The organism is Cupriavidus sp. GW821-FHT02F09 (assembly GCF_059421605.1).
Window position 1 is genome coordinate 169,710 of sequence record NZ_JBWKVH010000013.1, and the last position, 23,693, is coordinate 193,402.

The following is a 23,693-nucleotide window of genomic DNA, read 5'->3' on the forward strand; positions in this document are numbered from 1 at the left end:
ACGGTGCCGGCGCAGTTTCGTGGAATTGCGCGGTTAGAACGCGGCGGACTTCTTGAAATCCTCGATCGCGGCACGCAGGGTGGCTTCGTCTTCCTTCGACAGATCCTTGGAATCTTCGATGCGGTTGACGAGGTCGGCGTACTTGGTCTTCAGATGGTCGTGCAGGCCCTTCTCGAACGGGAGAATGTCCTTCACTTCCACGTTGTCGAGGAAGCCGTTGTTGGCTGCGTACAGCGACGCGGCCAGCTGCCACACCTGCAGCGGCAGGTATTGAGCCTGCTTGAGCAGTTCCGTCACGCGGCGGCCGCGTTCCAGCTGCTTGCGGGTGGCATCGTCCAGGTCGGAAGCGAACTGCGCGAACGCAGCCAGTTCACGGTACTGGGCCAGGTCGGTACGGATACCGCCGGACAGCTTCTTGACGACCTTGGTCTGGGCGGCACCACCAACGCGCGACACCGAGATACCGGCGTTGATTGCGGGGCGCACACCTGCGTTGAACAGGTCGGTTTCCAGGAAGATCTGGCCGTCGGTGATCGAGATCACGTTGGTCGGCACGAAAGCGGACACGTCGCCAGCTTGCGTTTCGATCACGGGCAGCGCGGTCAGCGAGCCGGTCTTGCCGGTCACTGCGCCCTTGGTGAACTTCTCGACGTAGTCGGCGTTCACGCGGGCTGCGCGCTCGAGCAGACGCGAGTGCAGGTAGAACACGTCGCCGGGGTAAGCTTCGCGGCCCGGCGGGCGGCGCAGCAGCAGCGACACCTGGCGGTAGGCCCAGGCTTGCTTGGTCAGGTCGTCATAAACGATCAGCGCGTCTTCGCCGCGGTCGCGGAAGTACTCGCCCATCGTGCAACCAGCGTAGGCAGCCAGGTACTGCATGGCGGCGGAGTCCGAAGCCGTAGCAGCGACGACGATGGTGTACTCCATCGCGCCCAGTTCTTCGAGCTTGCGCACCACGTTGTTCACGGTCGAAGCCTTCTGACCGATTGCCACGTAGACGCAGAAAACGCCCTTGCCCTTCTGGTTGATGATCGCGTCGACAGCAACGGCGGTCTTGCCGGTCTGGCGGTCGCCAATGATCAGCTCACGCTGGCCACGGCCGATCGGCACCATCGCGTCGATCGACTTCAGGCCGGTCTGCACCGGCTGGCTGACCGACTGACGTGCGATCACGCCAGGGGCAACCTTTTCGATCACGTCGGTTTCTTTGGCGTTGATCGGGCCTTTGCCATCGATCGGCTGACCCAGCGTGTTGACCACGCGGCCCAGCAGTTCCTTGCCAACCGGCACTTCCAGAATGCGGCCGGTGCACTTGACCGGGTCGCCTTCGGAAATGTGTTCGTAGTCGCCCAGCACCACGGCGCCGACAGAGTCGCGCTCGAGGTTCAGTGCCAGACCGAACGTGTTACCGGGGAATTCCAGCATCTCGCCCTGCATCACGCCAGACAGGCCGTGCACGCGGCAGATACCATCGGTCACGGAAATCACCGTGCCGGTGTTGCGCACTTCAGCGTCGGCGCCAAGACCCGAGATGCGGGACTTGATCAGCTCGCTGATTTCTGAGGGGTTCAGTTGCATCACAATGCTCCTAATTCTTCAATCCGTCGGCTGGTGCGCTTCTCGCGCATCATGCGGTCAGCGCCACTTGCATTGCTGCCAGGCGCGCACGCACGGAGGTGTCGAGCACTTCGTCGCCGACCTTGACGCGCACGCCGCCGATCAGCGACGGGTCCACCGCAACCGAGGGCTGCAGCTTGCGGCCGAACTTGCGTTCGAGCGCGGCGACGAGGTCGGTCAGGCTTGCGCCCTCAAGGGGGAAGGCACTCGTGATCTCGACATCAGCCGACCCTTCACGGTCGTTCTTGAGCGCATGGAACTGCTCGGCGATTTCCGGCAATACCGACAGGCGGTGGTTATCCACCAGCAGGCTGACGAAGCGCTTGGCTTCGTCGTTGACCGGAGACTTCAGGGCCGACAGGAACAGTGCACTCAGCTTGTCGCCGTGCACGTTCGGATCGCCAGCCACCGCCTTCATGTCGGGATTGGCGGCAACTTGCCCCATTTCCGACACCAGCTCGGACCATGCATCCAGATTGCCGCTCGATTCGGTCGCGACGCGGAACAGCGCCTCGGCGTAGGGACGGGCAATGGTTGCGGTTTCAGCCATGATTAGAGCTCAGCCTTGAGTTGATTGAGCAGATCCGCGTGGACCTGCGCGTTCACTTCGCGCTTGAGGATCTGCTCGGCACCCTTGACGGCCAGCACGGCAACCTGGTCGCGCAATTGCTCGCGCGCGCGGGTAACTTGCTGTTCCGCTTCGGCCTTGGCCTGGGCAATGATGCGTGCGGCTTCTGCCTGGGCGTTTTGCTTGATCTCGTCAGCGGTCAGCTGAGCGCGCTTCTCGGCGTCAGCGACGCGTTGAGCGCCTTCGGTGCGGGCTTCGGCCAGGGCCTGGTCCACACGCTTGTTGGCGAGTTCGAGCTCAGCCTTGCCTTTTTCGGCGGCGGCGAGGCCATCGGCGATCTTCTTTGCGCGTTCGTCGAGCGCCTTCACCAGCGGCGGCCAAATGAATTTGGCAACTACCCACCACAGGATGAAGAACACGACCATCTGCGCAAAAAACGTTGCGTTCAGATTCATGGTGTGTTCCTTTCGGTAATCAAACTACAGATAAATGCGCAAGGGCGGCCAGGCTAAGTGGCCCGCGCCGCCCGTCAGCATCATGCAGACCGAAAAGAATTACTTGATGACAGCCAGCAGCGGGTTGGCGAATGCGAACAGCATTGCAACGCCCACGCCGATCAGGAATGCCGCGTCGATCAGGCCAGCCAGCAGGAACATCTTGGTTTGCAGCGGGTTCATCAGTTCAGGCTGACGTGCGCACGCTTCGATGTACTTGCCACCCATCAGGGCGATACCCAGGCAGGCGCCGATTGCGCCCAGACCGATGATGATGCCGATACCGATGGCGGTCAGACCCTGGATGTTGGCGAGATATGCTTGCATGACTACTCCTTTAATTGAGAAGAGACTTAGAACCAAAAAACCGAAAAACCGAAAAACTTAAATCAGTGGTGATCGTGTGCCTGGCCGATGTACACCAGCGTCAGCATCATGAAAATGAAAGCCTGGAGCAGAACGATCAGGATGTGGAAGATCGCCCATACCGTACCGGCCAGCACATGACCGACGAAGCCCAGCGCGGAGAGGTCCGCACCGAACGTCCAGATGGAACCCAGCAGCGCGATCAGCAGGAACACCAGTTCGCCGGCGTACATGTTGCCGAACAACCGCATGCCCAGCGAAACCGCCTTGGCCAGGAATTCAATCAGGTTCAGGATCAGGTTGAACGGGGCCAGGTACCACTTGGCGCCGAACGGGGCCGACAGCAGTTCATGGGTGAAGCCGCCCACGCCCTTGATCTTGAAGCTGTAATAGATCATCAGCACCAGCACTGCGCACGACATGCCCAGCGTACCGTTCAGGTCAGCCGTGGCAACCGCGCGGTGGTGCGGCAGATGGATGTGGAAGATGCCCAGCAGGCCGTTCAGGCCGGTAACCCAGTCAACCGGGATCAAGTCGACGGCATTCATCACCGTGATCCAGCAGAACACCATCAGTGCCAGCGGAGCGATGAAGGAACGGTCGCCATGGATGATGCCCTTGGCCTGGTCGTCGACCATCTCGACGATCATTTCCACGAAAGCCTGGAAGCGGCCCGGCACGCCGGCGGTCGCGCGGCGCGCGGCAGCGTACAGGAAAATCACGGCGATGGCGCCGCACAGCACCGACCAGAACACGGTGTCGTAGTTGAGGACGCTGAAGTCAACGACGGCGGCTTGCTTGCCGCCAACCGTGTTGAGGTTCTGCAAGTGTTCGGCGATATAGCCGGAGGGGGTGAGGGCCTGTTCGGCGCCTTGAGCAGCTGACATGTCGAAACGAACCGTAATATTGCGAAACCAGTTGCCGGCATTTTGCCGGTACGCTTCTTGCACCGCCTTCAGCACACTTTGCTGGTCACCGCGGGCAAGCTCGTTTGAACCTTATCCACGCCGCGCTTCACTGTTGTGACGCGCCACGCAAAAACATCTTGATATTCTGTTTTCGTGCCCCACTTCGACGAGAAGCACACTTATCCGACCTACCGCGCCTGGCCGGCCCACCCTGGGGCACAACCTCAGCGAATCGCCAGCGCGACCCAGTAAGTCTTGAGCACAAGCAGGAACGTGACCAGCATCGGTACCCAGCGCAACTCGCTGTACAGCACCACTACCAGGACGAACAACCCGGCGGTGGCAAACACCTTGATCGCCTCGCCGACCACCAGTCCGCTGATCGAGGGACGTTCGCGCGCCATCCAGAGTCGCAGCGCGAAGAAACCGCTGGGCACGAAACACACCGTGCCACCGAATAGTGCCGACCAACCCGCCGCGCCGGCGTTGCCGCCAGCAAAAAGTCGCCAGGCAATGGCCGACAACAAAGTAACCGCAACCTGCGCCAGCACGACCCTGCCGGGCGTCATGCGCGAAGGGCGCAGCGCGCGCTCGCCGAACAGCGTTTCCGCCTCGACGCGCGACAGCGGATCGACCGCCTCTTCTTCGCGTTCTGCCTCGTCTTCCCAGGCATCACGCGTCTGCCAGTCGGTTTTCCGACCAGCATCCTGACGATCTGAAACCACCTGCTATTGCCTTTGCTCGTTGCTGCTTGTTGTTTAATCCGCCCCGGAACTTTTCTGGACCGGCCGGAATTCAAACCGCACGATTTTACGAGGAATGCACCATGCGAGTCAATCTGCTTACAGACGCCTTGCAACAGTCCGCATTTCACTTGCAATCGCCACGAACCCATAGTGCGTGCGCGGCCGACGCCCAACAATAACGCACCAGGTAATTGAGCTGCCCAAGGCTGGCGGCGCACCATGGTCGTTTATCGGCCTTGCACAGACCTTACACAGGCGTGCGCACGCCGAGCCAGAAGCGGCCGCCATCAAATTGCACCAAGCCGCTGCACAGCTGCACCGACCGTTAATCGCGCACTATTTTTGGGAAATCCCGCTCAGGCGGGTGACTGGCTTTCGCCGGGCTCGCGCAGGCGTGTCAGCACACCGTCGAGCGCATCATTGCTGGTGAAGTGAATGGTGAGCTGGCCTTTGCCCCGCACGCCCAGCTTGATCTGTACCGGCAGGCCAAGCACGTCGGATAGTTCTTCCTCAAGGCGGGCCACGTCGCGCGCCGGCGCGCCATTGTTCGGCTTCTGCAACCTGAGGTCAAAGGGCTTGAGGGTGGAGGCTACCAGCTTTTCGGTCTCGCGCACCGATAAACGTTTGTTAACGATCTGATTGGCGAGCGTGATCTGGTTGGCGCCGTCGGCGGAGAGCAGCGCACGGGCGTGGCCCATGTCGAGATCGCCCGCCATCAGCATCGTCTGCACCGGCTGGGCCAGGTTCAGCAGACGCAGCAGGTTGGACACCGCGCTGCGCGAGCGCCCTACCGATTCCGCTGCCTGCTCGTGGGTGAAATTGAATTCGCGCACCAGGCGCATGATGCCTTGCGCTTCTTCCAGCGGGTTGAGGTCTTCACGCTGGATATTCTCGATGAGCGCCATCGCGGCCGCGGCTTCGTCGGCCACGTCCTTGACCAGCACCGGCACCTCTTCGAGTCCGGCGATCCTGGAGGCGCGGAAGCGGCGCTCACCGGCAATGATCTCGTAGCGATCCGGCTCGGCAACGCGGCGCACCAGGATCGGCTGCATCAGGCCTTGAGCACGGATGCTCGCGGCCAGCTCCTGCAGCGCGCCTTCGTCCATGCGCGTGCGCGGCTGGTACTTGCCGGGCTGGAGCTGGTCCAGACGGAGTACAGAGGGGGCGCCCTCCTGCTTCACGGCGTCAACGATCTCGGCTGGCCCACCCAGCAGGGCTTCCAGTCCGCGGCCCAGGCCCTTCTTCTTCGCGGTGCTCATCTCGGTTTCCTGTATTCGGTGACTCTCAACCCGGTGACTTTCAGCCCGGCGTTCAGTCGAGTTGCTTGACGCGCGCGATCATCTCGGCGCCGAAATCGAGGTAGGCCTTGGCCCCTTTGGACGACGGATCGAACGCCACGCCCGGCACGCCATAGGACGGTGCCTCTGCCAGCCGCACATTGCGCGGGATGACGGTCTTGAACACCTTGTCGCCAAAATGCGACTCGAGCTGGGCCGACACCTGTTGCTGCAACGTAACACGTGGATCAAACATCACACGAAGCAAGCCAATCACCTTCAGGTCGCGATTGAGGTTGGCATGCACCTGCTTGATGGTATTGACGAGATCGGACAGCCCTTCCAGCGCGAAGTACTCGCATTGCATCGGCACGATCACGCCGTTGGCCGCGCACAGCCCGTTGAGGGTCAGCAGCGACAGCGACGGCGGACAGTCGATCAACACGAAATCGTACTCGGCATCGACCTCGGCAATGGCGTTCTTGAGACGTTTCTCACGCTGGTCCAGTTCGACCAGTTCCACTTCCGCGCCGGCCAGTTCGCGGTTGGCGGGCAGCACGTCGTACTTGCCGGATTCGGAATGCTGGCGTGCCTGGCTCACCGTCGACAAGCCAACCAGCACCTGGTAGACGCTGTGCTCAAGCGACTGCTTGTCGATGCCGGAACCCATCGAGGCATTGCCTTGGGGATCCAGGTCGATCAGCAACACACGCTGGTCCTGTGCCGCCAAGCCGGCGGCAAGGTTCACCGTGGTGGTGGTCTTGCCGACGCCGCCCTTCTGGTTTGCGATCACGAATACCTTGGCCATATGTTCCTGCTGCTCCTGCTTGATTTCTACCTGCCGGGGGTGGGCGCCGGCGACAACCACCGGCCGGGTCAGCGGCGCGACAGCACCACCAGGTGACGTTCTGCGTCCAGTTCCGGTACGGTCAGGCGTGGTATTGCCTCGACCTGCCACTCGGCCATCAGGCCGGCCGCTTCCATGCGATCGAGTTCGGGTTGAGGATAAACGCCCTTCATGGCAATCAGCTTGCCGCCCGGCGCCAGCAGGTGGCCGGCGAGCGATGCGAAATCGCTCAGCTCGGCAAACGCACGAGACGTGATGACTGCATACCCCTTGCCGTCTTCCAGCTTTTCGACCGGGCCCCAGTGGGCAGCGGCGTTGGACAGGCCGAGCTGTGCCCGGCACTGCGTGAGGAAGGCGGTTTTCTTTTGCACGATGTCGACCATCAGCACTGACAGGTCGGGACACGTGATGGCCAGCGGCAGACCAGGCATGCCGCCGCCCGAACCCACGTCGAGCACCCGGCCACGCGCGCCCTCCTCCACCGCCGCGGCGCGAGCCGCTTGCGCCAGCGCCGGCACGGCGGCCAGCGAGTCGAGCATGTGGTGGGTCAACATCTCGTCGGGATGACGGATGGCGGTCAGGTTATAGATGGCGTTCCATTTGCGCAGCAGTGCCAGGTAGGCAAACAACTGATCGATCTGGCTCGCGGAGAGCGCCAGGCCGATGGCGGACAAGCCGGCCTCCAGGCGGCGGCGCTGGTCGGCATCATCCACGGCCGCGTAACGTTGGTTCCTCACTCAGGCGGCCTCTTGGCTGGAGTCGGACTTGGTACGCCCCATGCCCTTCTTTTTCAGATGGACCAGCAGCAGCGAAATCGCAGCCGGCGTCACGCCAGAAATACGCGATGCCTGGCCGAGGGTCTCGGGCCGGTGCTGATTCAGCTTCTGGCCCACCTCGATGCCAAGGCCGCGCACTTCCGTGTAGTCGAAATCTTCAGGCAGGCGGGTGGATTCGTTGGCTTCGAGCTTGTCCACCTCTGCGGCTTGCCGGGCGATGTAGCCGTGATACTTGATGCCGATCTCGATCTGCTCGCGAATCTGCGCGACCAGCAGCGGGTCGGCATCGAGTGCCCGGGCAGGTGCGAACTTGCCTTCCTGCAACGCCATCAGCGCTTCATACGTGACAGCGGGACGGCGCAGCAGATCGGCGAGGTTGTACTCGCGCTCGATCGCCTTGCCGAGCAGCGGCACGGCATCGGCTTCCGGCAGGATGCTCGGATTCACCCAGGTACCCTTCAGCCGCTCTGTTTCACGTGAAACAGCATCGCGTTTCCGGTTAAATGCATCCCAGCGCACATCATCGACAACACCCAGCTCCCGGCCGGCCTCGGTCAGTCGCATATCGGCATTATCTTCCCGCAGGCTCAAACGGAACTCGGCGCGGCTGGTGAACATTCGGTACGGTTCCGAGACCCCACGGGTGATCAGATCGTCGACCAGAACTCCAAGATAGGCTTGGTCCCGCCGGGGAGTCCAGGCATCGCGCTCCCGTACGAAGCAGCCGGCATTGATCCCGGCCAGCAGGCCCTGGGCAGCGGCTTCTTCGTAGCCGGTGGTGCCGTTGATCTGCCCAGCAAAGAACAAGCCGCTGATGGCCTTGGATTCCAGCGAGGCCTTGAGGGCGCGCGGATCGAAGTAATCGTACTCAATGGCGTAGCCGGGGCGCAGGATGTGCGCGTTCTCCATGCCGCGGATCGAGTGCACCAGGGCAAGTTGCACGTCGAACGGCAGGCTGGTGGAGATACCGTTGGGATAGAACTCGTTGGTCGTCAGCCCTTCCGGTTCCAGGAAGATCTGGTGGCTGTCCTTGCTGGCAAAGCGGTGGATCTTGTCCTCGATGCTGGGACAGTACCGCGGCCCCACCCCTTCGATCACGCCGGTGTACATCGGCGAGCGATCCAGGCCGCCACGGATGATATCGTGGGTCCGGCTGTTGGTATGCGTGATCCAGCACGGCAGTTGCTGCGGGTGCTGATCGGCACGACCCAGGAAGGAGAACACCGGCACCGGATCGAGATCGCCGGGCTGCTCATCCATCACGGAGAAGTCGATGGTGCGTCCGTCGATACGCGGCGGCGTACCCGTCTTCAGGCGGCCCTGCGGCAGCTTGAGCTCTTTCAGGCGCGCCGAAAGCGAGACCGAGGCGGGGTCGCCCGCGCGGCCGCCAGTGTAGTTATCCAGCCCCACGTGAATCTTCCCATCGAGGAAGGTACCGGCGGTCAGCACCACGGCGCGTGCGCGGAAGGTGATGCCGACCTGCGTGACAGCGCCGACAACACGATCACCCTCCACCACCAGGTCATCCACGGCCTGCTGGAACAGCATCAGGTTGGGCTGATTCTCCAGCCGCACGCGAATCGCTTTTCGATACAGCACACGGTCCGCCTGAGCGCGGGTGGCACGTACGGCCGGGCCCTTGCTGGAATTCAGGATGCGGAATTGGATGCCCGACTCATCCGTGGCTGCCGCCATGGCGCCGCCCATTGCATCCACCTCCTTGACGAGATGACCCTTGCCAATGCCGCCGATGGACGGATTGCAGCTCATCTGACCAAGGGTCTCGATGTTGTGGCTCAGCAGCAGCGTCTGGCAACCCATACGCGCCGCGGCGAGTGCAGCTTCCGTGCCGGCGTGGCCACCACCGACAACAATGACATCGAATTCTTTTGGGTAAAGCATGGAGGCACCTCCTCCGGGAGGCTAGCGGGAAATGAATCGGGATGCCGAATTATAGCGGCATTCGCTGTGGCTTCCCTGGGCCACGGCATGTTTCACGTGAAACATGCCGCATGAATAACTCGGGTGTGTTCCACGTGAAACAAAAAAACCGGGCTCGATGGCCCGGCTTGAATGCCGACTGGATTAACGTCTACGCATCATGCCCTACCCTGCTCTCGCAAGTAGCTGGCAATGCGCTCGACTAGTTGGCCCAGATCCGCCTGAAGCTGGCCGAACCCGCCGTTGCGCTCGCGCGTCGCCTCATCCATATAGAGCGGTCGGCGAATCTCGATCTGCAAGCTGTTACGCCGTTCGGCCGGTCGGCCAATCTGCGCGATCAGTTGCACACCCTTGTAGGGATCGTTGCGCGCCACCGTATAGCCGAGCGCCCGCAACTCGGATTCCACCAGCGCGACGAAATCCGGCTCGCAAGTCGTGCCATCGCGATCACCCAGAACGAAGTCGGCCAGTGGATGCGGACTCTGGATCTTGAGCCGCTCATAGGCGTTGTTCGGCATGGAGTGCAGGTTCAGATGCCAGACCGCACCGAAGCGCTGAAAGGCCTCCTCCACCGCCGCCGATAGCGCCTGATGATAGGGGCGGTAGTATCGATCGATCCGGCCGCGTACCTCTTGCAGCGAGAGCTTGCGACCGTAGATTCGCGTTGCCGCATCCACATTGCGCCAGATCAGCCCATAGCCAAGGCGCGTCTTTTCGCCCGGCGCCAGCGGCTCAGGCCAGGTGCCATCCAGCAGTTCGGGATCCAGATCGTCAAGCGTACGATTGGGATCGATATAGACACGGGGGAAATTCGCAGCGATCAGCGTGCCGCCGATCCGCGGCACAGCTTCCCACAGCGATTCCACGTGGGTGTCTTCGCCGCTCCGGAGCCGCTGCAGCGGGATGGCCGCACCGAAGTCCTGCGGGTAGCACGTGCCGCTGTGCGGCGAATCGCAAACCAGCGGCAAGGCCTGAGCCTGCGGCGCGGACTGGAAAAAGGGTTCGAAGCTATCGTTCATGCCATCAATCCAGTTTGATGTTGGCGGCCTTGGCGACGCGCGCATAGCGCGTCATGGCCTGCTGGATCTGTACCTTGAAGCCATCCGGCGTGGTCGGCACGAGCGTGCCGCCGGACTCTTCCACCTTGCGCTTGAACTCCGGGTTCTGCATGGCTTTGTGGATGGCGCGATTGAGCTTCTCGATAATAGCCGGCGGCGTGCCCGCGGGTGCCACGATGCCGAACCAACCGCCATCCCCCATCTCCTTGTAGCCCAGTTCCGCGTAGGTCGGGACGTTGGGCAGTAGCGGCGAACGCGCGGAGCCCAGCACGGCTAGCGGGCGCAGCCTCCCGGATTTCACGTGGGGCAGCGCGGACGACAAGTTGTCGGTGATGGCACTAACCTGCCCCGCCACCGCGTCGTTGAGTCCCAGACCGGCTCCCTTGTACGGTACGTGCAGCAGGTCGATCTTGGCCAGCATCTTGAAGTTCTCGATATTCACATGACCCAGGGAGCCCGCACCTGGCGAAGCAACGCTGTACTTGCCGGGGTTGGCACGCGCCAGGGCAACGAACTCCTGCATGGTCTTGGCCGGTACGCTGGGATGCACCGCGAACACGCTGGGGACCGCCATCACATTGGTGACCGGCGCGAAGTCCTTGATCGGATCGTAATTCAGCTTGGGGTACACGGCCGGGTTGGAACCGTGCGTGCTGACGGTAGCCATGCCGATGGTGTATCCATCCGGTGCCGAGCGCGCGACCTGCTCCATGCCGAGCGAGCCGCCGGCACCGCCCTTGTTCTCCACCACGATCGGCTGGCCCAACTCGCGGCCGCCGAACTCCGCAACCAGGCGCGCCGACAGGTCGGTCGAGCCGCCCGCGGCAAAAGGTACGACCAGGCGGATCGGGCGGTTCGGATAGTTGGCCTGCGCGAGCGCGCCGCCGGCGGCGCAGAGGCTGGCGCACGCCGCCAGGCAGGACAGGACGAAATGCCGGCGCGGCAAACTGGCTCGGATCATGAGGGTTTTCTCCTTGGCGTTATATGGGAAGGTGGCCAAGTGTCGGCAGTTTACCGGGTCCGCACAAACGACTATATTGCACGCTTGCATTACCAAAGCTCATTCTCGGCTCCCCCCATGCGGCTACGCTCGCCCTCGATGTCCGAACTGCATGCCTTTGCCGCCGCAGCGCGACTGGGCAGCTTTACGCGTGCGGCGGAGGATCTGTGTGTCACCCAGGGGGCGATCAGCCGCGCCATCGCCCGCCTCGAATCGCACTTCGGCCAGCCCCTTCTCCAACGCAATGCGCATCGCCTGACCCTGACCGATGCCGGCCGGCAGCTGCTCGACTCAGTAGCCGGCCCGCTGGCAGCCATTGAGAACGCCAGCGCCGCCCTGCTCTCTCGCGACCGTCAGCATCACCTCACGCTGTCCGCCGTGCCCACGCTGGCCAGCGTATGGCTGATACCGAGGCTGCCGGATTTCCACCGTCGCCACCCCGAGATCCGCCTGGACTTCGTGCCCTACCGGCGCAACGAGGACTTCTCAGGCCCGGCGCCGGATGCCGCAATCCTCGCCGGCGCCTCTGACCGCTGGCCGGGCCTGCAATGCGACTACGTGATCGGCAGCGAGATGGTACCCATCTGCCATCCCGACCGGGCCCGCGCCCGCCATGAATCCGGACGATGGTCCCAACCGGCAGAACTGCTCGAGGAACCCTTGCTCTACCACACCACCGCCCCGGCCAACTGGCAGCACTGGCTATGTGCGGCAGGCGTACCCAGTGCTGCGCCGGCGCTTGCCACGGGCTTCGACCAGGTCTCGATTCTGGTCCAGGCGGTCAAGGCGGACATGGGAGTGGCAGTGTTGCAGCGCTGTCTGGTACGAGACGAGATCGCCGCAGGGCGCGTAGTGGCGCCGTTTGATTTGCCGATCAGGCTGACGCGGGGGTACTTCCTGTGTGCGCCTAGGGAGAGGCGGGACCATCCCGCATTTGCCAAGTTTCGTGCGTGGCTACTCGGCATGGCAGCGCAAGATCCCGATGTGCTGCAGGCCAACCAGGTAAATTCACCCGATAAATAATTGAAGTCAGAATTTTGTAAATAATTTCGTCTATCGAATGGCAAATAGCTCCGTGGCGCATAGGTATTTCCATAACGAATTTAACTTCAGCTCATATGTAAATTAAAATTCTTATCATGAATATTTAGCGTACCTATCGCTGCGCTAGCCTTTGATCACGAACATTGCCGCACCGGGTCGGCCTCTGGCAATCCGGCCCACAAATAATAATGGCGGACAATGTCCGCCATTATTCGTCATATGAATCCTGACAATCGATAAAGCCTAAGCCGCCTTCTTCGCCAACCCCAGATACGTCTCGATCACCTTCGGGTTAGCCGCCAGCTCGGCAGCCGGCCCCTCCATCGCCATATCCCCCGTCTCGATCACGTACCCGTAGTCCGCCACCTGCAGCGCCGCCCGCGCGTTCTGCTCGATCAGCAGCGTCGCCACCCCCGTCTTGCGCAGGTCATTGATGATGTGAAAGATCTCCTTGACGATCAGCGGCGCCAGCCCCAGGCTCGGCTCGTCCAGCATCAGCAACTGCGGCTTGGCCATCAGCGCGCGGCCCACCGCCAGCATCTGCCGCTCACCCCCGGACAGCGTGCCGGCGTCCTGCTTCGCCCGCTCCTTCAGGCGCGGGAACAGGCCGTAGACCACTTCCATCTGGTCGAGGAAGTTCTTCTCACCCGCACGCTTGCGACGATAGGCGCCCAGCACCAGGTTGTCCGCCACGCTCATCGAGCCAAACAGTTCGCGCTTCTCCGGCACCAGGCACATGCCGCGCGCCACGCGCCCTTCCACCGGCAGGCCGGCGAGGTCGTGGCCGAGGTAGGTCACCGCGCCGGTGGACGAACCGCTCACCGGCAACGCGCCCATGATGGCGTTGAGCATGGTGGACTTGCCCGCGCCATTGGGGCCGATCACCGTGACGATCTTTCCCGCTTCCACTTTCAGGTTGGCGCCGTGCACGGCTTCGACCTTGCCGTAACGCACGTGCAGGTCCTTCACTTCCAGGATCAGGCTCATTGTCGTTTCCTTACTCCACGCCGCCGAGATAGGCCTCGAGCACCGCCGGGTCCTTCTGCACGTCCTCGGGCACGCCTTCTGCAATGCGCGTACCGAACTCCATCACCACCAGCCGGTCCGTCAGATTCATCACGAAGTCCATGTCGTGCTCGACCAGCAGCACGCTCATGCCCTCGCCCTTGAGCTTCTTCAGCAACTCGGCCAGTGCCTGCTTCTCCTTGTAGCGCAGCCCCGCCGCGGGCTCATCCAACAACAGCAGCGCGGGATCGCAGCACAGCGCGCGCGCGATCTCCAGGATGCGTTGCTGGCCCAGCGCGAGGCTGCCGGCTTCCATGTACATGCAGTCGGCCAGGCCCACGCGCTCGAGCTGGCGCGCGGCTTCGTGCAGCAGCTTGGCCTCCTCGTTCTTGTTCATGCGCAGGATCGCTGCCGTCACGCCGCCTTGCGGCGCAAAGTCGCCGCGCAGGTGTGCACCGATGGCCACGTTCTCCAGCACGGTCATGGTGGGCAGCAGATGCACATGCTGGAAGGTGCGGCCGATGCCGCGCTTGACGATCTCGCGCGAGGGCAGCCCGGAGATCTGCTCGCCGCGATACAGCACCTCGCCGCGCGTGGCGGGCAGCACGCCGGTGACGAGGTTGAAGGTGGTGGACTTGCCCGCGCCATTGGGGCCGATCAGCCCGATGATCTCGCCGGCGCGGACCTGGAAGCTCACATCGTTGACCGCCACCAGCCCGCCGAACTCCTTGCGCGCGGCTTTGACATCGAGGATCAGTTCGCCGGCCTGCGGCTTGGCGCGCAACGGCAGCGCGGGCGCTTGCGCCGGCGCCATCACCGGCGGCCCGTTGGGGAACAGCTTCTTGATGAACGGCCAGATGCCATCGCGCGCGTATTGCAGCAGCAGCACCATCAGCACGCCGAACACGATGGTTTCGAAGTTGCCGTTGGCGCCCAGCAGCTTGGGCAGCACGCCTTGCAGCACGTCCTTCAGGATGGTGAGGATGCCGGCGCCAAGCACCGCGCCCCACACGTGGCCTACGCCGCCCACCACCGCCATGAACAGGTACTCGATGCCGTAGTTCAGCCCGAACGGCGTGGGGTTCACCGCGCGCTGCAGATGCGCGTAGAGAAAGCCGGAGATGCAGGCCAGCATCGCCGCCACCACAAAGATCACCACCTTCATCCACGCGGTGTTCACGCCCATCGCCTCGGCCATGGTGCCGCCACCCTTCAAGGCGCGGATGGCGCGGCCCGGGCGCGAGTTGAGCAGGTTCTGCATGGCGATCACCGACACCAGCACCACGGCCCAGATCAGGTAGAACATCGAGCGCCCGGAGGCCAGCTCGATGCCGAGCACATGCAGCACGGGAATGCCGTTGAGGCCGTCGTACTTGCCGAGGAATTCCAGGTTGCCGAACAGGAAAAACAGCGACAGGCCCCAGGCGATGGTGGCGAGCGGCAGGTAGTGGCCCGACATGCGCATGGTGATCAGGCCGATCACATAGGCCGAGGCCATCGTGATCACCAGCCCGACCAGCAGGCCGAGCCAGGGCGAAAGCCCGAACTGCGTGGTGAGGTAGGCAGTGCTGTAGGCGCCCAGCCCGACGAAGGCGGCCTGGCCAAAGGAGGTCATGCCGCCCACGCCGGTGAGCAGGACCAGGCCGATGGCGACGATGCTGTACAGGCCGATGTAGTTGCCCAGCGTGATCCAGAATTCGGGCGTGGGCAGCACGGGCAACAGCGCCAGCACTACCGCGAAGGCCAGCAGGAAGATTCGGTTCTTGAGGTTGGTGTTCATGGCGTGTCCCTTATTCCTCGTCTTCCACATGCTTGCTGGTGAGCGAGCGCCACAGCAGCACGGGCAGGATCAGGGTGAACACGATGACCTCCTTGAACGCGCTGGCCCAGAAGGACGAATACGATTCGAGCAGCCCCACCAGGATGGCACCGGCGGCCGCCACCGGGTAGCTCACCAGACCGCCAACGATGGCACCGACGAAGCCCTTCAGGCCGATCAGGAAGCCGGACTCGTAGTACACCGTGGTCAGCGGCGCGATCAGGATCCCGCACAGCGCGCCCATTGCCGCTGCCAGCGTGAACGACAGGCGCCCGGCCTGCGTCGTGCCAATGCCGACCAGCCGCGCGCCCAGGCGATTGACCGCCGTGGCACGCAGCGCCTTGCCGGCGATGGTGCGTTCGAAGTAGAAATACAGCCCCGCGATCATCAGTGCCGATACGCCGACCACCCAAAGGCTCTGCCCGGAGATCGTCAGGCTGCCCACTTCAAAGCGCGCCTCGGAGAAAGGCGCGGTGCGCGAGCCCTCGGCGCCGAACATCACCAGCCCCAGCCCCACCAGTGCAAAGTGCACGCCCACCGAGACAATCAGCAGCACCAGCGTGCTGGCTTCGGCCAGCGGCTGGTAGGCAAGACGGTACAGCATGGGCCCGAGCGGAATCACGATCAGCAGCGTCAGCGCGATCTGCGCCAGCATGGGCATCGACTGCCCGTCGAAGTTCTGCGCGAGCAGATGCACGGCCAGCGGGAAGACCAGGTATTTGCCAGCCAGTACCGCGATCCGCCTGGGCGCGGTCCGGCGCAGTTCGGCGCTGCGCAGGATGGTGACCGTCTCATAGAGAAAGGTGAGCACGCCCATGACCAGCAGCAGCCAGCTGCTTTGCGGCGCATGGCCGGACTGAATCGCCGCCAGTGTCAGCGCGCCATAGGCGACGAACTCCCCTTGCGGAATGAAGATGACGCGGGTCACCGAGAACACCAGCACCAGGGCCAGCGCGAGCAGCGCATAGATGGCGCCCGAGGTGATGCCGTCCTGCGCCAGGATGGCGGCGATCGAGAGGTCCATTGTCTCCCCGTATTGTTGGTGAGTCCGGCCGGCGGAGGGAAGCCAGCTGGCTTGTGAAATTACGAGTTACGAAATATGAAACAACTTACGCATAGCGGAAATCCCGACGAACCCTTAGATTCCGCAGTGCCGCATCGGTAATCGGCATGGCCGGCGGGAAGCTATGCATATGCCGGGTGCAGCATATCCGCAGCGCACCATGGCCGTCATCCCGTTTTGCTTATCCTGGCAAATGCCAAATTCATTAACACGTTAAAGATCTCGCATGGCGGATGCGGTGTCAAGTGCGGGATTGCCTGTAGTCGCGCAATGGCGTGGGCCGGCATGAGCCGGCACCAACAAAAAGGGCGCATGGCTGGCCATGCGCCCTTTTTGCATCCAATGCAGCCAGTCGTGCCGCTTACTTGGTCTGCAGCTTCCACTTGCCGTCGACGATCTCCACCATCACGCGCGCGCGCTGGTCCAGGCCAAGGTGGTCGGTCGGCGTCATGTTCATGATGCCGTGGGAGATCGGCAGCTCCTTGGTCTGCTCCATGGCATCGCGCAGCGCCTTGCGGAACTCCTTGGTGCCCGGCTGGCCCTTTTTCAGCGCCTCGGGGATGGCTCGCTGCAGCAGCAGGCCGGCATCCCAGGCGTGGCCGCCGAAGGTCGAGACCTGGCCGCCGAATGCCTTTTCGTACGCTGTCTTGTAGGTAATGGCAGGCTTCTTCACCGGGTTCGTGTCCGGCAGCTGCTCGGCCACCAGCAGCGGGCCGGCCGGCAGGAAGGTGCCTTCGCAATCCTTGCCGCACACGCGCAGGAAGTCGGCGTTGGCCACACCGTGGGTCTGGTAGATCTTGCCCTTCCAGCCACGCTCCTTGAGCGCCTTGGCGGGCAGCGCGGCGGGCGTGCCCGAGCCTGCGATCAGCACGGCGTCCGGGTTGCTGCCCATCATCTTGAGCACCTGGCCGGTGACCGAGGTGTCGGTGCGCGCAAAGCGTTCATTGGCCACCACCTTGATCTTGCGCATCTCGCCGACCTTGGCGAACTCTTGCGCCCAGCTATCGCCATAGGCGTCCGCGAAGCCGATAAAGGCAACCGTCTTCACGTTGTGGTTGGTCATGTGCTCGGCAATGGCGGTGGCCATGTGCGAGTCGTTCTGCGGCGTCTTGAAGACCCAGGCGCGCTTGGCATCCATCGGCTCGATGATGCGGGCCGAGGCCGCCAGCGTGATCATCGGCGTTTCGTTCTCGGCGACGACATCCACCATGGCCAGCGAGTTGGGCGTCACGGTGGAGCCGACAATCACGTCGACCTTGTCTTCGCTGATCAGCTTGCGCGTATTCTTGACCGCGGTGGTGGTGTCCGACGCATCGTCGAGCACGATGTACTCGATCTTCTTGCCAGCGATCTCCTTGGGCAGCAGCGAGATGGTGTTCTTCTCGGGAATGCCCAGCGAGGCGGCGGGCCCGGTGGCCGATAGCGTTACCCCGACTTTGACCTGTGCGCTGGCAGTGCCGGCGCACAGGCTGGCGGCGGCGAGAGCCAGCAGGCTGGCGCGCTTGAATGTCATCGTGTCTCCTTCCATTGCGGCAAACGGAAGAGGCATCCGTGCCGCCTCGCGGCCAGTCGGATGCCTCAATCTGGTCTTCTGTTCTTCTGGTCTGTCTTGTCCTGGTGGATCTTATTGTGCCGGTGCCCTTTCGGTGCTTTTCAGGCCCGTATCCAGGCGCAACGCCGGCGCCTGCCTGCTACCCCGGGGCGATGGGCGAATCCGCGTCCGCCCTGCCCCAATCTCCCGTCCTGCGCGTGATCCCCGGCGGCGCTCGGCGGGGCTCGCCAGGCAATGCCATGGTGCGCCACGCCGGCCGCTCATTCACCGACCGCCCGGTCGGGAATGCGTAGCGAGTCTAGCAACAGGCATATCGCCGGGCTAGCGGGATTAACCCGCATCGCAGCATGCAAGCGACACGGCCGCGAACCGACGCTCAGCGGCCGAACGCATCCCAGGCGGTTTTCACGATCAGCGCTGCCACCACCACGATAAACACGCGCCGCACAAAGGCGCTGCCATGCTTGAGCGCGAGGCGGCTGCCAATCTGGCTGCCGCCCACGTTAGCCAGCGCCATGACCAGCCCGAGCTGCCACCAGACGTGCCCCTTCGCCGCCAGCAGCAGCAAGGCCGCCAGGTTGGTGGCGAGGTTGACCACCTTGGTCGATGCCGAGGCGTGCAGGAAATCGTAGCCAAACACGCGCACGAACACGATCATCAGGAAGCTGCCGGTGCCCGGCCCGAACACGCCGTCGTAGAAGCCGATCACGGCGCCCGCCAACAACGCAGCGGCGCGTTCCTTGCCGCCGGAGAGCGACGGTGCGTGCTCGGTGCCCAGGCTCTTCTTGGCCACCGTATAGACCAGCAGGGCCACCAGGATAAAGGGCAGCGACTTGCGCAGCGGCTCCGCGGGAATGAGCGTGAGCGCGTAGGCACCCGCCATCGAAAAGGCGAAGGCCGACAGCATCGTCGGCAAGGTCGCACCCCAGTAGATGCGCACGCTGCGGCCATAGCGCAACGCCGCATTGGTGGTACCGGCCAGCGACGCCACCTTGCTGGTGCCGAGCAGCGTGGCCGGCGCCATGTTGGGATAGGCCGAAAACAGCGCGGGGATCTGCACCAGGCCACCGCCGCCGGCGACAGCATCGATCAGGCCGGCAAGAAAAGCGGCAACAGCAAGAAACGCGAATTCCATGGACGCGGGGAAACGAAGAAAGAGAAAACGGAGGGAACGAGCGAAGGAGGTGAACCAAGCGCGGCAGGCGCGCTGGAAGCGTCAGCCCAGCATCTTGGCGGCTGGTGACAAATTGAGATGCCACAGGCCGCTGGCATGCGGCGCAAAGCCGGCCGGTGCGGCCTGCGCCGCCGTCAGCAGCGCCGGCGCCAGCAACAGATGGCGCACGCCATGCGCGCTGCACCAGTCGGCCAGCAGGCCACAGCAATCCAGCAGCAAGGCGGCGCCCCTGTCCGCCGGCACGTCACCGGCCCACCATTCGGTGGCAAGCGCCGCAAGGCCGGCAAGTTCGAGATGCGGTATCAGCGTAACGGGCAGGCAACCGAGCAGATCCGGGCCGGCGTTGGCCTGCGCCACCACACAGGCCCCGCGCTCAGGCCGGGCAAGCAGGCCCTCCAGCAGCGCCTGCCGGGCGCGCGCCGCCGCGACGGGCAATGCGTGCCGTGATTGCAGCCAGGCGCCCAGGTTTTGCGCATCGCCAGTACCGGCCAGGCATATCGAGGCCGGGGGCATTGCGGATTCAGGCGGGGAAGGAATTAGAGAGGGGGGATCTGACGGCATGGCGGGCCCGGTGGCAAGGCCGCATTGTCGCATGCGCAATCGGTGGCTTTGACGACGATTCCGCATGGCGAAAACATCACGCACCAGGAACGGGCATGCAACCCGGAAATTAAAAAAGGCGTTGCCGAGGATCACCCAGCAACGCCCTTATCTTATATTGACACTGCAGCCTAGTGACTGCGCGCCTGTCGTCTCCTCGCTTCCGCCTCCATTTAACCTGCGAAAACCGTATATGGAATGTAACGAAGCGGTGCGTTTCGAGCAAGCTAGAAGAAACCCTAGCCCCAAAATCGGGCATGTCGCCCCACGATCACTCCCGGGCCTTCCCAAAGCGGGCAAGAAGCTCGCCCATGATGCCGCGGCGGAACGTCAATACGCAGATCACGAAGATCACGCCGGTCACCATTGTGACGGATTCGCCCAGTGAGTTGAACCACTCGATGCCCGTCGTCGAGGCCAGGAAGGTGCCGATGTCGCCAAGCTTGTTTTCCAGCGCCACCACCACGAAAGCCCCGACCAGCGGGCCCGAAAGCGTGCCCAGGCCGCCAACCAGCGTCATCAGGATCACCGAGCCCGACATGGACCAGTGCACGTCGGTGAGCGTGGCAAAGCCCAGCACCAGCGCCTTGATCGACCCGGCCAGCCCGGAAAGAGCCGCAGACAGCACAAACACCATCAGCTTGAAGCGGTCCGTATCGTAGCCCAGCGAGATGGTGCGCGGCTCGTTTTCCTTGATCGCCTTGAGGATCTGGCCGAACGGCGAATGCACGGTACGCACGATCAGCGCGAAGGCCGCCACGATGATCGCCAGCGCCACGTAATACAGTGTCAGATCGTTGGCTAGCGACAACACACCGAACAGCTTGCCGCGCGGAATGCCCTGCAAGCCATCCTCGCCCCCGGTGTACGGCACCTGCAGGCAGAAGAAGAACAGCATCTGCGCCAGCGCCAGCGTGATCATGGAGAAATAAATGCCTTGCCGGCGAATCGCGATGTACCCGACCACGTAGCCGATCAAGGCGCCCGCCAGCGTGCCCAGCACCAGCCCAACCTCAGGCGTGACGCCCCACACCTTCATCGCATGCCCGGCCGTATAGGCCGCGCCGCCGAAGAAGGCCGCATGGCCGAACGACAGCAGCCCGGTATAACCGATCAGCAGATTGAAGGCGCACGCGAACAGCGCGAAGCACAGCACCTTGAGCACGAACACCGGATACGCTCCGGCCATCGGCGCCAGGACCAGCGCTGCCAGCAACAATCCGTACAACAGTTTCTTCTGCACGCCCCGCCCCTGTCTTGTCTGCCCCGCGGCCACTGCCGCGCCGGTTGGTTGGTTCATCACTTCTCCCTCCCGAACAGTCCGGCCGGGCGCAGCATCAGCACGATCACCATGATGAAGAACACGACCGTGGACGAGGCCTCGGGATAGAACACCTTGGTCAGGCCCTCGATCACGCCCAGGCCGAGGCCGGTCAGGATCGAGCCCATGATCGAGCCCATCCCGCCGATCACCACCACCGCGAACACGATGATGATCAGGTTCTGCCCCATCAGCGGCGAGATCTGGATCACCGGTGCCGCGAGCACGCCGGCAAACGCCGCCAGCGCCACGCCGAACCCGTAGGTCAGCGTCACCATCAGCGGCACGTTGACGCCAAAGGCTTCAACCAGCTTGGGGTTCTCGGTGCCAGCGCGCAAATAAGCGCCCAGCTTGGTCTTCTCGATCAGGTACCAGGTGGAGAAGCACACCACCAGCGAGGCAGCCACCACCCAGGCCCGGTAGTTCGGCAGGATCATGAAGCCCAGATCCGTGGCGCCGCTCAGCGCCTCGGGCGCCGAGTACGGCAACCCCGACACCCCATAGATCGAGCGGAAGATGCCTTCGATCACCAGCGTGATGCCGAGCGTCAGCAGCAGGCCGTAGATATGGTCGAGCTTGTAGATCCAGCGCAGCATGGTGCGCTCGATCACGATGCCGATCAGCGCCACCGCCAGCGGCGACAGCACCAGCATCACCCAGTAGTTGAGCCCGGCGTACTCCATGCCCATCCAGGCCAGGACCGCGCCGAGCATGAACAGCGCCCCGTGGGCAAAATTGATGACGTTGAGCAGCCCGAAGATGACCGCAAGGCCAAGGCTCAACATCGCATAGAAGGCACCGTTGACCAGTCCCAGCAGTAACTGGGACAGCATGGCGGGCAGAGGAATACCGAAGATGTCCATCGCAGGCGTTACCGTTTGCGCACCAGCCGGGATTCGTCGTTCCCCGCCAGGCAGGCGCTGTCAAAATGAAGCGAAGAAAGACACTGGCCCCCACTCCCGAACCCGGTCAACATGCAACGGTCCCGGGCGGGGGCGTCATACCTCAATCAACTCTACGCAACTCAACTCAGTTCAAACGCTTACTTCTTCATCATCGCGCACTTCGATTCCGCCACCGTGGTGAAAGCCTGCTCACCCGGGATCGTGGCCACCACCTTCAGGTAGTCCCACGGCTTCTTCGATTCGGCCGGCGACTTCACCTGCATCAGGTACATGTCGTGGATGCCGCGGCCATCCTGGCGGATGTAGCCCTTGGTGTAGAAGTCGTTGATCTTCATCTTCTTGAGCTCGGCCATGACCTTGTCCGGATCATCCGTCTTGGCTGCCTCGACCGCCTTCAGGTACGTATGCGCGGCAGAGTAGTCGGCGGCCTGCAAGCTGCTCGGCATCTTCTTCATCTTGGTGAAGAAGCGCGCGGCGAACTTGCGCGTATCGTCGTTCATGTCCCAGTACCAGCTGTCGGTCATCAGCAGGCCTTCGGTGTTCTTCAGGCCCAGGCTGTGGATGTCGTTGATGAACATCAGCAGGCCGGCGATCTTCATCGTCTTGGTGATGCCGAATTCCTTGGCCGCCTTGATCGAGTTGATGGTGTCGCCGCCGGCATTGGCCAGGCCGAGGATCTGCGCCTTGGACGATTGCGCCTGCAGCAGGAACGACGAGAAATCCGATGCCGACAGCGGATGGCGCACCGAGCCCACCACCGTGCCGCCGTTGGCCTTCACCACGGCCGCGGTATCGTTTTCCAGCGAGTGGCCGAAGGCATAGTCGGCGGTCAGGAAGAACCACGACTTGCCACCCTGCTTGACCACCGCGCTGCCGGTACCCTTGGCGAGCGCCACCGTGTCATATGCATAGTGCACGGTGTAGGGCGAGCACTCTTCGTTGGTCAGGCGCGCCGAGCCGGCACCGATATTGAAGTAGACCTTCTTCTTCTCCGAGGCCACCTTGTTCATGGCCAGGCCGGTGGCGGAATTGGTGCCGCCGATCAGCACGTCCAGGCCCTGCTGGTCCATCCACTCGCGCGCCTTCGAGGCGGCGATGTCGGCCTTGTTCTGGTGATCGGCCGAGACCAGCTCGATCGGCTTGCCCAGCACCTTGCCACCGTTGTCCTCGATTGCCATCTTGATGGCTTCGAGGCCGCCCGGGCCGTCGATGTCGGCGTACAAGCCAGACATGTCGGTGATGTAGCCGATCTTGACGGTATCGCCCGAGACCTGCGCCGATGCCGAACCCATTGCCACGCCCGTTACGATAGCCGCCAGAGCGACCGCCAGCCGAGTCATCTTCATTGCCTGTCTCCTTAGTTTCGGCGGCACCTGACGCCACCCGTTCCTGCCCTAAAACAATGCCTGCGATTCATGACAGCGCCGCGCGCCGATTCGAATCAGACCCCAAGCAACTCGTTCAGCACCGGCATCTTGGCCTGCAGCTCCGCAGCCGCGAAGCGCTCGACGATCGTGCCGTGTTCCATCACATAAAAACGGTCGGCCAGCGGCGCGGCAAAGCGGAAGTTCTGCTCCACCATCACCACCGTGTAGCCCTTTTTCTTGAGCATCAG

22 protein-coding genes and 1 pseudogene are annotated in these 23,693 nt (G+C 63.1%); 1 reads left to right on the forward strand and 22 read right to left on the reverse strand.

The annotated features are described in order from the left end of the window. Nucleotides 1-33 precede the first annotated feature (33 nt). The 12 genes from atpA to AC07XB_RS17325 form a co-directional block, all read right to left on the reverse strand. Nucleotides 34-1,575: a F0F1 ATP synthase subunit alpha gene (atpA, locus tag AC07XB_RS17270; protein ID WP_150987510.1), complete on the reverse strand. Its 1,542-nt coding sequence runs from the start codon at nt 1,573-1,575 to the stop codon at nt 34-36. Nucleotides 1,576-1,624: 49 nt separating this feature from the next. Then, the gene (locus AC07XB_RS17275) at nt 1,625-2,164 is read right to left on the reverse strand and encodes a F0F1 ATP synthase subunit delta (RefSeq protein ID WP_006157248.1); all 540 of its coding nucleotides are present in this window, start codon (nt 2,162-2,164) and stop codon (nt 1,625-1,627) included. A gap of 2 nt (nt 2,165-2,166) precedes the next feature. After that, nucleotides 2,167-2,637: a F0F1 ATP synthase subunit B gene (locus tag AC07XB_RS17280; RefSeq protein WP_043350775.1), complete on the reverse strand. Its 471-nt coding sequence runs from the start codon at nt 2,635-2,637 to the stop codon at nt 2,167-2,169. A 99-nt stretch (nt 2,638-2,736) separates the two neighbouring features. Beyond that, nucleotides 2,737-3,003 carry a F0F1 ATP synthase subunit C gene (gene atpE / locus AC07XB_RS17285; protein WP_006157246.1) on the reverse strand — a complete coding sequence of 89 codons (267 nt, stop codon included), beginning with the start codon at nt 3,001-3,003 and terminating at the stop codon, nt 2,737-2,739. 62 nt (nt 3,004-3,065) lie between these two features. Further along, complete coding sequence (gene atpB, locus AC07XB_RS17290) at nt 3,066-3,929, reverse strand: F0F1 ATP synthase subunit A (protein WP_006157245.1); 864 nt, start codon at nt 3,927-3,929, stop codon at nt 3,066-3,068. Nucleotides 3,930-4,174: 245 nt separating this feature from the next. Beyond that, nucleotides 4,175-4,675 carry an ATP synthase subunit I gene (locus tag AC07XB_RS17295; RefSeq protein ID WP_043350778.1) on the reverse strand — a complete coding sequence of 167 codons (501 nt, stop codon included), beginning with the start codon at nt 4,673-4,675 and terminating at the stop codon, nt 4,175-4,177. 377 nt (nt 4,676-5,052) lie between these two features. After that, the gene (locus AC07XB_RS17300; RefSeq protein ID WP_043350783.1) at nt 5,053-5,955 is read right to left on the reverse strand and encodes a ParB/RepB/Spo0J family partition protein; all 903 of its coding nucleotides are present in this window, start codon (nt 5,953-5,955) and stop codon (nt 5,053-5,055) included. A 52-nt stretch (nt 5,956-6,007) separates the two neighbouring features. Further along, nucleotides 6,008-6,781, reverse strand: a complete 774-nt coding sequence (locus AC07XB_RS17305) for a ParA family protein (RefSeq protein WP_150987514.1) — start codon at nt 6,779-6,781, stop codon at nt 6,008-6,010. Nucleotides 6,782-6,849: 68 nt separating this feature from the next. Next, nucleotides 6,850-7,557: a 16S rRNA (guanine(527)-N(7))-methyltransferase RsmG gene (gene rsmG, locus AC07XB_RS17310; RefSeq protein ID WP_253929173.1), complete on the reverse strand. Its 708-nt coding sequence runs from the start codon at nt 7,555-7,557 to the stop codon at nt 6,850-6,852. Then, a complete protein-coding gene (gene mnmG, locus AC07XB_RS17315; RefSeq protein WP_492375609.1) occupies nt 7,558-9,498 on the reverse strand; it encodes a tRNA uridine-5-carboxymethylaminomethyl(34) synthesis enzyme MnmG in 1,941 nt (646 codons plus the stop codon). Nucleotides 9,499-9,695: 197 nt separating this feature from the next. Continuing rightward, complete coding sequence (locus tag AC07XB_RS17320; protein WP_492375618.1) at nt 9,696-10,556, reverse strand: N-formylglutamate amidohydrolase; 861 nt, start codon at nt 10,554-10,556, stop codon at nt 9,696-9,698. Between the two features lie 4 nt (nt 10,557-10,560). Next, the gene (locus tag AC07XB_RS17325; RefSeq protein WP_492375610.1) at nt 10,561-11,556 is read right to left on the reverse strand and encodes a Bug family tripartite tricarboxylate transporter substrate binding protein; all 996 of its coding nucleotides are present in this window, start codon (nt 11,554-11,556) and stop codon (nt 10,561-10,563) included. A 117-nt stretch (nt 11,557-11,673) separates the two neighbouring features. Here AC07XB_RS17325 and AC07XB_RS17330 point away from each other — a divergent pair, with 117 nt between their 5' ends. After that, on the forward strand, nt 11,674-12,618 hold the full coding sequence (locus tag AC07XB_RS17330) for a LysR substrate-binding domain-containing protein (RefSeq protein WP_492375611.1): 945 nt from the start codon (nt 11,674-11,676) through the stop codon (nt 12,616-12,618). A gap of 264 nt (nt 12,619-12,882) precedes the next feature. On the opposite strand, the gene AC07XB_RS17335 is transcribed toward AC07XB_RS17330, so the two are convergent. From AC07XB_RS17335 to AC07XB_RS17380, 10 genes and pseudogenes are all read right to left on the reverse strand, one after another. After that, on the reverse strand, nt 12,883-13,626 hold the full coding sequence (locus AC07XB_RS17335) for an ABC transporter ATP-binding protein (protein WP_174426825.1): 744 nt from the start codon (nt 13,624-13,626) through the stop codon (nt 12,883-12,885). 10 nt (nt 13,627-13,636) lie between these two features. Continuing rightward, nucleotides 13,637-15,424, reverse strand: a complete 1,788-nt coding sequence (locus AC07XB_RS17340; protein ID WP_492828640.1) for a branched-chain amino acid ABC transporter ATP-binding protein/permease — start codon at nt 15,422-15,424, stop codon at nt 13,637-13,639. A gap of 10 nt (nt 15,425-15,434) precedes the next feature. Continuing rightward, the gene (locus AC07XB_RS17345) at nt 15,435-16,487 is read right to left on the reverse strand and encodes a branched-chain amino acid ABC transporter permease (RefSeq protein ID WP_150987529.1); all 1,053 of its coding nucleotides are present in this window, start codon (nt 16,485-16,487) and stop codon (nt 15,435-15,437) included. A 400-nt stretch (nt 16,488-16,887) separates the two neighbouring features. After that, on the reverse strand, nt 16,888-18,039 hold the full coding sequence (locus AC07XB_RS17350; RefSeq protein WP_183034091.1) for an ABC transporter substrate-binding protein: 1,152 nt from the start codon (nt 18,037-18,039) through the stop codon (nt 16,888-16,890). Nucleotides 18,040-18,454: 415 nt separating this feature from the next. Beyond that, a complete protein-coding gene (locus AC07XB_RS17355; RefSeq protein WP_492375613.1) occupies nt 18,455-19,213 on the reverse strand; it encodes a sulfite exporter TauE/SafE family protein in 759 nt (252 codons plus the stop codon). Nucleotides 19,214-19,294: 81 nt separating this feature from the next. Then, on the reverse strand, nt 19,295-19,765 hold the full coding sequence (locus AC07XB_RS17360; RefSeq protein WP_492828638.1) for a hypothetical protein: 471 nt from the start codon (nt 19,763-19,765) through the stop codon (nt 19,295-19,297). Between the two features lie 358 nt (nt 19,766-20,123). Continuing rightward, nucleotides 20,124-21,152, reverse strand: a complete 1,029-nt coding sequence (locus tag AC07XB_RS17365) for a branched-chain amino acid ABC transporter permease (protein WP_492375615.1) — start codon at nt 21,150-21,152, stop codon at nt 20,124-20,126. After that, nucleotides 21,152-22,036, reverse strand: coding sequence for a branched-chain amino acid ABC transporter permease (locus AC07XB_RS17370; RefSeq protein ID WP_043350832.1), 885 nt, complete (start codon nt 22,034-22,036; stop codon nt 21,152-21,154). Before AC07XB_RS17370 ends, AC07XB_RS17365 begins: the two co-directional genes overlap by 1 nt. 179 nt (nt 22,037-22,215) lie before the next feature. Further along, complete coding sequence (locus AC07XB_RS17375; RefSeq protein ID WP_441635794.1) at nt 22,216-23,424, reverse strand: ABC transporter substrate-binding protein; 1,209 nt, start codon at nt 23,422-23,424, stop codon at nt 22,216-22,218. A 95-nt stretch (nt 23,425-23,519) separates the two neighbouring features. Then, nucleotides 23,520-23,693, reverse strand: a pseudogene (locus AC07XB_RS17380) (ABC transporter ATP-binding protein); the annotation flags it as partial.